This is a genomic window from Streptomyces sp. MS19 (assembly GCF_047200595.1).
GTDB lineage: Bacteria > Actinomycetota > Actinomycetes > Streptomycetales > Streptomycetaceae > Streptomyces.
Window position 1 is genome coordinate 79864 of the sequence record NZ_JBJZOH010000011.1, and the last position, 11871, is coordinate 91734.

The 11871-nt window shown below is 71.3% G+C and carries 10 protein-coding genes and 1 pseudogene; 6 read left to right on the plus strand and 5 right to left on the minus strand.

Going from position 1 to position 11871, the window contains the following annotated elements:
* Positions 1–32 precede the first annotated feature (32 nt).
* Positions 33–509, plus strand: a complete 477-nt coding sequence (locus tag ACL02R_RS14000; protein WP_412797212.1) for a MarR family transcriptional regulator — start codon at positions 33–35, stop codon at positions 507–509.
* Positions 510–602: 93 nt separating this feature from the next.
* Here ACL02R_RS14000 and ACL02R_RS14005 read toward each other — a convergent pair whose 3' ends face one another.
* From ACL02R_RS14005 to ACL02R_RS14025, 5 genes are all read right to left on the minus strand, one after another.
* On the minus strand, positions 603–1622 hold the full coding sequence (locus ACL02R_RS14005; protein WP_362957455.1) for an ABC transporter ATP-binding protein: 1020 nt from the start codon (positions 1620–1622) through the stop codon (positions 603–605).
* Positions 1619–2761, minus strand: a complete 1143-nt coding sequence (locus ACL02R_RS14010; RefSeq protein ID WP_412797213.1) for an ABC transporter ATP-binding protein — start codon at positions 2759–2761, stop codon at positions 1619–1621. Before ACL02R_RS14010 ends, ACL02R_RS14005 begins: the two co-directional genes overlap by 4 nt.
* Positions 2761–3768 (minus strand): ABC transporter permease, encoded by a 1008-nt coding sequence (locus ACL02R_RS14015; protein WP_412797214.1) that lies wholly within the window; start codon positions 3766–3768, stop codon positions 2761–2763. Before ACL02R_RS14015 ends, ACL02R_RS14010 begins: the two co-directional genes overlap by 1 nt.
* A 12-nt stretch (positions 3769–3780) precedes the next feature.
* On the minus strand, positions 3781–5292 hold the full coding sequence (locus tag ACL02R_RS14020) for an ABC transporter permease (protein ID WP_412797215.1): 1512 nt from the start codon (positions 5290–5292) through the stop codon (positions 3781–3783).
* Positions 5293–5508: 216 nt separating this feature from the next.
* Positions 5509–7272, minus strand: coding sequence for an ABC transporter family substrate-binding protein (locus ACL02R_RS14025; protein ID WP_412797216.1), 1764 nt, complete (start codon positions 7270–7272; stop codon positions 5509–5511).
* A 399-nt stretch (positions 7273–7671) separates the two neighbouring features.
* On the opposite strand from ACL02R_RS14025, the gene ACL02R_RS14030 reads away from it, so the two are divergent.
* From ACL02R_RS14030 to pyrE, 5 genes and pseudogenes are all read left to right on the plus strand, one after another.
* The gene (locus ACL02R_RS14030; protein WP_412797217.1) at positions 7672–8244 is read left to right on the plus strand and encodes a DUF2617 family protein; all 573 of its coding nucleotides are present in this window, start codon (positions 7672–7674) and stop codon (positions 8242–8244) included.
* Positions 8241–8993, plus strand: a pseudogene (locus ACL02R_RS14035) (spermidine synthase); the annotation flags it as partial. The gene ACL02R_RS14030 and the pseudogene ACL02R_RS14035, both read left to right, overlap by 4 nt.
* Positions 8994–9087: 94 nt before the next feature.
* Entirely contained in the window at positions 9088–10143 is a 1056-nt protein-coding gene (locus ACL02R_RS14040; RefSeq protein WP_412797218.1) for an SRPBCC domain-containing protein, read from the plus strand.
* 149 nt (positions 10144–10292) lie between these two features.
* Positions 10293–11084: an aldose 1-epimerase gene (locus tag ACL02R_RS14045; protein WP_412797295.1), complete on the plus strand. Its 792-nt coding sequence runs from the start codon at positions 10293–10295 to the stop codon at positions 11082–11084.
* Positions 11085–11132: 48 nt separating this feature from the next.
* Positions 11133–11669 carry an orotate phosphoribosyltransferase gene (pyrE, locus tag ACL02R_RS14050; RefSeq protein WP_362957475.1) on the plus strand — a complete coding sequence of 179 codons (537 nt, stop codon included), beginning with the start codon at positions 11133–11135 and terminating at the stop codon, positions 11667–11669.
* The last annotated feature ends 202 nt before the right edge of the window (positions 11670–11871 follow it).

Below are 11871 nucleotides of genomic sequence, written 5' to 3' on the forward strand. Positions count from 1 at the left end.
TCAAGCGAGCTTGAACTCCTACGGTCTGTCCCATGACCGACCAGCACACCGCCGAGACCGACGCCGAGACCGCAGCCCAGCCCGTCGCCTACTGGACCGGACTCGCGTACGAGGCCACCATCGCGTTCATCCGCGCCGAACAGGCACGACTCGGCTTCACCCAGCCCCAGTACTGGCTGCTCCGCAACCTCTCCCCGCACGACATCTCGCCCGACGGCCACGGCATGACCCTCGCCGCACTCCACGACGCCATGCGCACCTACCTCCGCCCCGAGGACGACCTCGCCGCCGAGGCGGAGGTCCTGCTCGGCCGCGGCTGGCTCACCCGCGACGGCGACGGGCGGCTGTGGATCACCGACGACGGCGAGGCGGCGCGCGCCCGCCTCAAGGAGCACACCCCGCGGATACGCGACCTCATCCACGCGGGCATCGACGACGCCGACTACGTCACCACCGTCCGCGTCCTCCAGCGCATGATCCGCAACACCGGCGGCACCCCGGCCACCTGACCGCACACAAGCGGAAACGCCCCCCGCCCCGGCTCGTGACCGGGTGCGGGAGGCGTTCCCCTGGAGCCCGTGGAAGACTCCGCGCGCCGTTCCTCAGACGGCCGCGACCGTGACCGGCGCCGCCTCCTCCGCGAAGTGGCAGGCGACCGGGTGACCCTGGCCCCGGTCCTTCAGGACCGGTTCCTCCGTGGCGCAGATGTCCTGCGCCTTCCAGCAGCGCGTCCGGAAACGGCAGCCGCTCGGCGGGTCGAGCGGGCTGGGCACGTCGCCGGTGAGGACCGTACGGCGCCGCTTGCGCTCCTTCTTCGGATCCGCCAGCGGAGCCGCCGACAGCAGCGCCTGCGTGTACGGGTGCGACGGGCGCTCGTACACGTCCTCGCGCGTCCCCGTCTCCACGACCTTGCCGAGGTACATCACCGCGACGCGGTCCGAGATGTGCCGCACCACGGACAGGTCGTGCGCGATGAACACGTACGCCACGCCCAGGCGGTCCTGGAGGTCCTCCAGCAGGTTCACCACACCCGCCTGCACCGACACGTCCAGCGCCGACACCGGCTCGTCCAGCACCAGCAGCTTCGGGTTCAGCGCGAGCGCGCGGGCGATGCCGATGCGCTGGCGCTGGCCGCCGGAGAACTCGTGCGGATAGCGGTTGCCGTGCTCAGGGCTCAGGCCGACGAGCGACAGCAGCTCGGCCACGCGCTCCTTGCCGCCGTCCCGGTACAGGCCCTGCACCTTCAGCGGCTCGGCGATGATGTCGTTCACCGGCAGCCGGGGGTTCAGCGAGGCGTACGGGTCCTGGAAGACCATGCCCGCCTTGCGCTGCACCGGGCGCAGCTGGCTCGCCGAAAGACCGGTGATCTCCTGGCCGTCGAACGTGACCGAGCCCGACGTCGGCTTGATCAGCTGGAGCAGGGCGCGGCCCGTCGTGGACTTGCCGCAGCCGGACTCGCCGACGACGCCCAGCGTCTCGCCCTCGTTCACCGACAGGGACACGCCGCTGACCGCCTGGACCTGCCCCACGACACGGCGGATCAGACCGCCGCCGCGCACGGGGAAGTTCACCACCAGATCGGTGACGTTCAGCAGTTCCTTCGTCTTCGTCAGGGTGGTCATCGGCCCTCCTCGGGAGAGCGGAAGAACGCCGTCGCGTCCTCCGCGGCGGCCAGTCGGTCGCTGTGGTGGCAGGCGGCCAGGTGGCCGTCCTGCGTCTCGGTCAGCTCGGGCTCGCTCTCGCGGCACACGTCGGTGGCCAGCGGGCAGCGGGGCGAGAACGGGCAGCCCTTGGGCAGGCTGATCAGCGACGGCGGCGTGCCCTTGATGGGACGCAGCCGCCCGGCGCGTTCGCCCTCCAGGGACGGGATGGAGCCCAGCAGACCGGCGGTGTACGGCATGTGCGGCTCGTAGAACACCTGGTCCGTCGAGCCGACCTCGACCGGCTTGCCCGCGTACATCACGAGCGTCCGGTGCGCCATGCCCGCGATCACGCCGAGGTCGTGGGTGATCATCAGGATCGCCGCGTTGACCTCGTCCTTGACCTCAAGGAGCTTCTCCAGGATCTGCGCCTGGACGGTCACGTCGAGGGCCGTCGTCGGCTCGTCGGCGATGATCACGTCCGGGTCGTTGATGATCGCCATCGCGATCATCACGCGCTGCCGCATGCCGCCGGAGAACTCGTGCGGGTACGCCTTCAGCCGCTTGTCGGCCTGCGGGATGCCGACCAGGTCGAGCATCTCCCTGGCCCGCGCGAGCGCCTGCTTGCGCGGCACGAGGTGGTGCGCGAGCACGGCCTCGGCCAGCTGGTCGCCGACGGTGCGCACCGGGTTCAGCGACGTCATCGGGTCCTGGAAGATCATGGCGATCTTCCGGCCGCGCAGCGAGCGCTGCTCCTTGGGGCGCAGCGCCAGCAGGTCCTGGCCGCGGTACCTGATGCTGCCGCGCACCCGGGCGTTCTTCGGCAGCAGGCCCATGACGGCCATCGACGACACCGACTTGCCCGAGCCCGACTCGCCGACGATGCCGAGCACCTCGCGGGCGTGCAGCGTGTAGTCGATGCCGCGCACGGCGCGCACCAGGCCGTCGTCCGTGGGGAACTCCACCGTCAGGTTCTCGACGGTGAGGATCGCCTCGTCCGACGGCGGCTTGGCCTCCGCGAGCGTGCGGGCGTTGTGCACCTCCTCGGCGGCGTCGGTCACCGGGGTGTCGGCGTCCGGCGCGGGCGCCGGGGTGTTCACGGGGGGGATCATGGAAGACATCAGTCACGCACCCGGGTCTGTCGGGGATCGAAGGCGTCACGCAGGCCGTCGCCGATGAAGTTGACCGACAGCGCGATGGCGATGATGAACGCGCCCGGCCAGTAGAACAGCCAGGGGCGGACGGTCAGAGCCGTGCGGTAGTCGTTGATCTGGCGGCCGAGCGAGGTGTCCGGCGGCTGGACGCCCAGGTCGAGGAACGACAGCGCCGACTCGGTCAGCACGGCGCTCGCGATCGCCAGCGTCGCCGACACGATGATGATGCCCATGGTGTTGGGCAGGATGTGCTTGAAGATGATCCGCCGGGCCGGGGTGCCGACCGAACGGGCCGCCTCCACGTACTCCTTCTCCCGCAGCGACAGCACCTCGCCGCGCACCAGGCGCGCGATCTGCGTCCACAGGCACAGGCCGAGGAAGAGCGCGAAGAGCACGACGCCCTTGCCCGCCACGATGGAGCCGATCAGACCGGCGATCAGCAGCGTCGGGATGGCGATCACGACGTCCGTGACCCGCATCAGGACCGACTCGATCCAGCCCCGGAAGTACCCGGCGGCGGCACCGATGACCGTACCGACGAGCGTCGAGACCAGGCCGACGATGACCGCGATCATCAGCGACACCTGCGTGCCGCGCATGGTGAGCGCGAAGTAGTCGCGGCCGATGTTGTCCTGGCCGAACGGGTGCTCGCCCAGGTGCACGCCGCCGCCGCCGAGGAACGACGGCAGGACCGACAGCGTCGGGCCCGCGTCGCCGCTCACGGAGCCGGTGGCGGTCGGGGACTTGTCCCACCAGCCGGGGATCGGCCCCATGCCGATCGAGCTGACGGACAGCACGACGACCAGGAGGAAGAGGAACATCCCGAACAGGGCGCCGCGGTGCCGGAAGAACCGGCGCCTGATCAGCTGGCCCTGGGATCGGGCGACGATGGTGAGTCCGAGCGCGGCGGCGTCCGCCGCACCCGGTGCCGCCGGGGCCGTTTCCGCCCCGGCCGGCTGCGCGTTGCGCGTCATGGCCAGTCTCCTTTACGACAGGCGGATACGGGGGTCGAGGAAGGCGTACGCGATGTCCGCGACCATGTTGAACACGACGATCGCGCCACCGCTCACGACGTAGAACGCCATGATCGGCATCGGGTCGCCCTGGGCGATGCCCGTGAACAGCAGGTTGCCCATCGCCGACCAGCCGAAGACCTGCTCGGTGACGACGGCGCCGCCGACGATCGTGCCGATGTCGTAGGCGACCAGCGTGGTGATGGGGATCAGGCCGTTGCGCAGGACGTGGCGGGTGACCACGGCGCGCTCGCTCAGGCCCTTGGCCCGGCCGGTGCGCACGTAGTCCTGGTTCATGACCTCCAGCATGCTCGCGCGGGTGTAGCGCGAGTACGTGGCGAGGGAGATCAGGACCAGCGCCAGGGTCGGCAGCGCGAGGTGGCCGAACGAGTCGAGGCCGCTCTCCCAGAACGAGCCGTCGTAGTTCGGCGTCTCGGCGCCCACCGTGGAGATCGGCCGGTTGCCGACCGAGTCGCTGTAGCTCTTGAACGACTGGAGCATCCGGTCCGTGAAGATCACGGCGCCCGCGAACAGGCCGGTGAGGATCGCCGCCGGGATGGCGTTGCGCCGGTACAGGTCGCCGCCGAGGAACCAGCCGAGGGCGAAGCAGACGCCGATCGTCACCAGCGCGAGCAGGACGATCGTGATCAGCTGCGGGTCGTCGAGGACCGGGTCGAGCGCGAAGTACGCGATGATGCCGAGGACCGCGGCGGCCAGGGACGCCTGGAGCGGCGGCTTCCATTCGAGGCCGCTGACCAGCGTCGTGAAGCCGATGGCACCGCCGATCGCGGTGAGCGCGACGACGATGGGGCCGAGGCCGGGGTCGGAGAACCACTCGGTGGCCGACAGCACCCACAGCAGAACCGCCATCGCGGCGGTGGAGCTCACGAAGGCGGTGATGCGGGAGCGGCGGTCGCCGACGACGACGCCGCCGCAGAACAGGCCGGTGATCAACGCGATCCCGCCGATGAACAGCGGTGAGATCTGCGGATCGGCCAGCCAGTCGTTGAAGTCGAGGGCGAGGAACTGCTTCAGCAGCGTGCCGACCCAGAACAGGGGCAGCGAGAAGCAGATGAACGCGATGAACGTCACGGTCTGGTCGAGCGCCGAGTACTGCCGCAGCGCGGATATGACGCCGATCGTGATGCCGATCACGATGGCGAGGACCGTGGCGCCGGTGATGAGCTGGATGGTCGCGGAGAACGCGTTCTCCAGCATGGAATTGACTTCTTGCCCCTGGCGGTTCACGCCGAGGTTTCCGGTGAGGGCGTCGCCGAGCCAGCGCAGGTACCGCAGGAGGATCGGATCATCGAGGCTCATGCGCTCGGTGATGGCGCGGATGGCGCTCTCGCGCGACGAATCGGGAAGCTGGCGTGCTTCGGCGAGCGGGTCCCTGACGTTGGTCGAGAGGATGAAGACCAACACCGAGGCGGCGAGGAAGACCCAGATCGAGACGAAGAGCCGCCGCGCAATGAAGACGAGCATGGTGCGCTGACTCCAGGTTGTTCAGGGGGCGGGGGGCGGACATGGCGGTGGAGGAGCCGCCGGACGCGGAGCGGGGCCGGAGGACTCAGGCCCCCCGGCCCCGCCCGGCGTGTGGATGGTGCTGCACGTGCCGGGTGCTGATGGCGTACGCGTCACGCGGTGTCCGGTGCGGCGGGCCGGCGGGCCGGCCGCACCGGACGGTGCGCTAGGCGTCGATCAGGACTTGCTCCACTGGTCCGCGTTCCAGGTGATGCCGTTCTGGGACGGGTTGGGGATCACGTTCTCCACGCTCTGGCCCCAGGCGGTGATGCCCGGGTGCTGGTACAGCGGGATGGTGACCATGTCCTCCCACAGCAGCGCCTCGACCTGGGCGGTCAGCTCGACGGCCTCGGCCTCGTCGGAGGTGCGCAGGACCTGGTCGAGCAGCTCGTCCATCTCCGGCGAGGAGTAGCAGCCGTTGTTGTTGCCCTTGCCCTCGGGGGAGCACTCGTTGACCGTGCGGAACGTCGAGTTCCAGCCGGCGCGGTCCGAGGAACCGGCCCACGCGAACATGGCGACGTCGAAACGGTTCTGGGCCAGGGCGCCGTTGGTGTCGAAGAAGTCGGCGGCGGGCTGGAAGTCGACGTCGAAGCCGGCCTCGTCACACGCGGACTTGATCAGCGCACCGGCGTCGACGCGGCGCTGGTTCTCCAGGGTGCCGAGGACGACCGTGGTGCCGACCGCGTCCTCCTCCTCAAGGATCTCGCGGGCGCGCTCGATGTCCTGCACGCCGTACTCGTCGATCGTGGCCTGCGAGGCGTCGACCGCCTCCTGGTAGCCCGGGTCCCAGGGCGCGACGTTCCGGACTTCCTTGACCGTGCTGTCCGGGACGACCGGGCGGATCAGGTTCTCGACGAGCTGCTCACGCGGCACGCAGAGCGAGAACGCCTGGCGCAGCGCCAGGTTGTCCGCGAAGACACCGTCGTTGAAGTTGAAGTCGAGGTGCTCGTAGGTGTACTCGTCCGCGACCTCGCTGGCCACGTTGGACGCGGCCTGGATCTGCTGGGCGATGTCCACCGTCGGCTGCGGCTCGATGATGTCCACCTCGCCGTTCTGCAGCGCCTGGACCTGCTCCTCGTCCGGGATCGTCCGGAAGACGATCGACTCGGAGGCCGGCGCCTCGCCCCACCACTCGGGGTTCACGGTCAGCGTGACGGACTGGTCCGGCACGTACTCGGAGACGATGTACGGGCCCGAGGACGGTATGAGGGCCGCGTCCGGCAGGGCGCCGGAGACGAGCCAGCCGTTGTTGTAGAACTCGGCGGCGGCCTCCAGGGCGGACGCGTCGTCGCCCTGGAGGGCGGCGATGAAGTCCTCCTCGGAGGAGAAGCCACCCTGCTCGGACACGACGTGTGCGGGCATGATCGCGTTGTTGCCGTGGCCCGGACCGGCGGTCAGCCAGTCGGCGAACGGCTCGGTGTACTCCAGGGTGAACGACTTCTCGCCGGGCGCGCACTCGGGACGGACGGTGTCCTCGATGCCCTGCGTGCCCACCGCGGAGAAGATGCCGTCGAACGCGCCGGACTGGACGGTCCACCACAGGAGGATGTCGTCGCAGTCGATCGCCGTGCCGTCGGACCACACGGCGGCGTCGTTGATCGTGTAGTTCACGGTCAGCGGGTCGTCGGAGACCTTCTCGAAGGTGCCGAAGTCCTCGTTGGGGACCGGCTGACCGTCTTCGTTGCCGTACGTCCAGAAGCCGGAGATCACCTGCTCCATGACCTGGCCGTTCGCGACGCTGTTCGCGCCCGCGGTGGCGTTGTTCCAGCTCTGCCACGGCTGCGCCATGGCGTAGGTCACGGTGCCACTGGGGCCGCCGGACGCGCCGGTGCTCTCGTCGTCGCCTCCGCTGTCGTCGTCGCTGCTGCTGCAAGCGGAGAGGGCGAGGGCTCCTCCCAGCGCAGCCGCGACGAGCTTCGACGTTCTGCCGAATCGGGTCATCTTCGGGCCTTCCACGGTGTCATGCCTTCTGGTGTGAAGTTGGGCTGAGCTTCCTCACAGAACTGGGCGCGAACAAGTGCGCCCGGGTGACCGTTGTGCAGCCGAGATGTGAAGCACGCTGACCTGTTATCTGCAAAATGGTGGATATCCGTAAAAAGTCGGGCATTCGGCATGTGGCTTCGGGAGTCTCCGCGCGTTGACTTTGCATATCTGTTCGCTATGCGTGCGGGCGGCGGGTGAACAGGTGAGCCACCCTGCCCCCGAGGGGATGGAAACCTGGTGAAGTTGGGCCAAAAGCCTGTGGACCCCCTCTCATCCGTGGTTCGGTGGAGTCGTTGTCTCCGGGGGGCGGGTCTCGCCGCCGCACACCCTCTACTGCGCGCACGCGGGGGCCGACCCATGCTCACCACGATCACCACCACGTTCACCGACACCCGGGCCGGCGACCTCGCCTGGGCGCTCGGCCGGGAACCGCTCCCCTCGCTCGCGACCCTGGAGCTGCGGCTCGCGGGCGTCCGCGTGGAACTGCGGGTGCTGGGGGCGTCGCACCAGGTCCTGCTGGAGGGCGGCGGGGGGCGGTTCTCGGAGACCGTCGCGTGCATGCCGGGCAGCAACACGCCGCTGCCCCTGGGGGTGTCCCGGCGGCTGGACAACTTCGAGTACGAGTTCGCGGCGCGGGTCGAGAGCCTCAGCCCCGGGTCGTTCGCCGGGCGGGCGCAGGAGTTGCTCGCGCTGGTCGCGGAGCATCCGCACGGGCTCGCGGCGATGTTCCCCGGCGATCCGAACGCCTTCACGGCCCTGCTCGCGCAGCGGCGCGGCGGGCAGGTGCACTGGCGGACCTGGCACGCGTACCCGCAGGAGCAGTGCCTCGTCGCGACCCGAACACGCGTGACCGGCGCGACAGATGAGCCGGATTCCACTCCTGTGGGTGACAAGGCGAACCCGAGGTGTGACGTAACGTTCGGTTCATGATCGACACGTACGACACCGAGCGGCCCGCGGCGGACCGCTCTGCGGCGGCCGTGCTGCCCGTGTCGGCGGGGGCGGGACGCTGTGTGGTCCTGGCGGCCGTCTTCGTCTGCGCAGCGTGCGGCCTGGTCTACGAACTGGAGCTGATCGCCCTCGCCGACTACTTCGTCGGCGACACCGTGACGCACACCTCCGTCGTGCTCTCCCTGATGGTCTTCGCGATGGGCATGGGCTCCCTCGGCGCGAAGCGGCTGCGGGCCCGCGCGTCGGCCGGTTTCGGCCTCATCGAGGCGGGGCTCGCGCTCATCGGCGGCTGCTCCGCGATCACCCTCTACCTGTGCTTCCTGCTCTTCGGCGAGGCGCGGCCGGCCATCGTCTGCCTCTCGCTGGCGATGGGCGTGCTCATCGGTGCCGAGATGCCACTGCTGATGACGCTCATCCAGCGCGTCCGCCGGCAGGACGCCGGGCGCGCCGTCGCCGACCTGTCGGCGGCCGACTACGTGGGGGCGCTGCTGGGCGGCCTCGCCTTCCCCTTTCTTCTCCTGCCGATTTTCGGCCAGTTGAGCGCCGCGCTCTTCACGGGTGTGGTGAACGCGCTGGCGGGTGCCCTGCTGGTGCTCTGGCTCTTCCGGGACGACCTGTCCCGCCGCGCCCGCCGGACGCTGCTCGCGCTGAACGCGGCGGTGATCGTCGCGCTGCTGGCCGGGGCCGCCTTCGTCGGCCCGCTGGAGCGGGCCGCCGAGCGGGCGCTGGAGGAGCGCCGGGACGCCGGCACCGGCGTGGAGGGCGCGGCGTGCGATCGACAGATAAGTGATCCGATCACCGTGTGTGGGTAGGCTCCGCGCCATGGCCATGGAGCACGAGGTCTACGTCCCCCTGTCCGCCACCGTCGTGCGCCGCGCGTTCACGGACCCGGTGCGGGTGGCCCGCTGCGTCCCCGGGCTTCAGCTGGCCGCCGGGGAGAAGCCGCCGCCGGACACGCCGGGACCCGACGCGCCGTCCCTGCTGCGCGGCAGGCTGCGGCTGCGCGTCGGCTCCTCCACGATCACCTACCGCGGGACGCTCACCGTCACGGAGCGTGGCGAGGGCGTCGCGGTCGAGGGCAAGGGCGAGGAGGCCAGGGGTGACGGCTCGGTCCATCTGGTCCTGACCGTGGTCCCGCGCCCGGTGGCGGACGGCTCGGGGACGACGCTCGCGTTCGGCGCCACCGTGGACGCCGCCGGGCGGCTGGCCGAGGTGGAGCCCGACCGGCTGGAATCGGTCGGCCGCCGCGTGCTGGACCGTTTCGCCGAGACGCTGGCCGACGAACTGCTGCACGAGTCCGTGACGCCGCCCCCCGGCGGCATCGGCGAGCCGGACGACAACGAACGGGCCATCCCCGGCATCCCGGCCGCGAGCGGACCCGAACCGGAGCCGGGGCACACCCCGTCCGCCGTCGAGCCGGAGGCGGCCGCGCCGCAGGAGGCGCCCGACGAGGAGCTGCGCCCGTCCGACCCGCTCGCCCGCCCGCTCGGCGGCGCGGCGGACCGCGGACCGCTCAACGGCAGCGGCCCCGACGGCGACCCGGCCGCCGTCCACGGCGAGGACGAGCTGATCGACGAACTGGCCGACGACGAGCTGACGCCCGAGGAACTCGCCCTCGTGGAGGACGGCGACCCGGCCGCCGTCGGCGCCGACGCCCCCGAACCCGAGGCGGACTTCGCGCGGCGCACCATGATCGGCCGCAGCGCCGAGGAAGTGGACCACGCCCCGCCGCGCGGCCGGTACGCCCCCGAGCCCGCGCCCGGCCGGGTCGCGGGCCCGTCCGCCGTGCTGCGCTGGGCGGCGCCCGCGGCGGCCGTGGCCGTGGCGGGCGCGGTCCTCGTCGGGGTCCTGCGCCGCCGGTACACGGCGGGCCCCTGAGGCCGTGTCCGGACGACCGGAACCGGCCTGTCTAGGATTTACCTACAGCGGATCGTTATCGTCATGGAGTGACCACCCATGACACCCAGCGCCACGGCGCCGCAGGACAGGCCGGCGCCGCACAGGACAGTGCCGCGTCCGCCGGGGAGATCGTGCTGCGCGCCGGGGACACCGAGCTGACCGTCCGCCCCGACCAGGGCGCCCGGCTCTCGTCCCTGCGGATCGCCGGGACCGAGGTGCTGCGCCAGGGCGACCGGTACGGCTCGTTCGTGATGGCCCCCTGGTGCGGCCGGACGCGGGACGGCCGGTTCACCGACGGCGGCACCGTCCACCAGCTGCCGCGCGACGCGGGCCCGCACGCCATCCACGGCACGGTCAGGCGCCGCGCCTGGCGCACCGTGCGCGCCGACGCCGGCTCGGCCGCCTTCCTGTGCGACCTCACCGACCCCTGGCCCTGGCCGGGACGCGTCACCCAGCTCGTGGAGCTGGCCCCGGACGGCGGCGGGCTGACGCTCACCCTCGGCGTCGAGACGCTGGGCGACTCGTTCCCCGCCCAGGCGGGCTGGCACCCCTGGTTCCTGCGGGCGCTCGCCCCCGGCGGCCGTGACGTGGAGATCGGCTTCGACGCCGCGTGGCAGGAGGAGCGCGGCGAGGACCATCTGCCGACCGGTCGGCGGATCGCCCCGGAACCCGGCCCGTGGGACGACTGCTTCGGCATGCCGGACGGCGTGGACGTCACCCTCACCTGGCCGGAACTGCTGGAGCTGAAGGTCGCCAGCCGCGCCCCCTGGGCCGTGGTCTACGACGAGATGGCCGAGGCCGTCTGCGTCGAGCCGCAGTCCGGGCCGCCGGACGGGCTCAACAGCGCGCCGCGCCGGGTCACCGAGCTGGAGCCGCTGGAGATCTCCACCACCTGGACATGGCGCTCCCTGGCGCCCTGACGGGGGACGGCGTCCCGCGCCGGACGGCCTGGCATAGGGTCTCGTGCCATGAGCGTGCGTGATGAGCTGCTTGAGCAGATCAAGGAGAAGGCCGTCGTCGAGGGCAGGGTCGTGCTCTCCTCGGGCCGCGAGGCCGACTGGTACGTGGATCTGCGCCGGATCACGCTGGACGGCGAGGCCGCGCCGCTGGTCGGCCGGGTGATGCTCGACCTCACCGCCGATCTGGACTACGAGGCGGTGGGCGGTCTGACGCTGGGCGCCGACCCGGTCGCCGCGGCCATGCTGCACGCGGCGGCGGCGCGCGGACGCCGGCTGGACTCGTTCGTCGTGCGCAAGACCGAGAAGACGCACGGCCTCCAGCGCCGGATCGAGGGCCCCGACGTCGCGGGCCGCCGGGTGCTGGCCGTGGAGGACACCTCCACCACCGGCGGCTCGGTCCTGACCGCCGTCACCGCGCTGCGGGAGGCGGGCGCCGAGGTCGTGGGCGTCGCGGTGATCGTGGAACGCGGCGCCGCCCCGGCCGTCGAGCAGGCCGGGCTGCCCTACTACCGGGCCTACGACCTCGCCGACCTCGGCCGGGCGTGACCCCAGCCGGCCCACCGTCCCCGGGGGCGCGACGCGCCGGTACCCACCTGCGGTGATCACGGACGGTAGTTGTTTCACGTGAAACGGCTCCCGGGGCGCCCGGGTCGCGACCGGCCGTCTGGGAGGATAAGCGCGACGATGACGTCGTTCTCCAGGCTCCCCTGATCTCCAGAGCCGTCGCACCGTACACATCAAGGAGCGG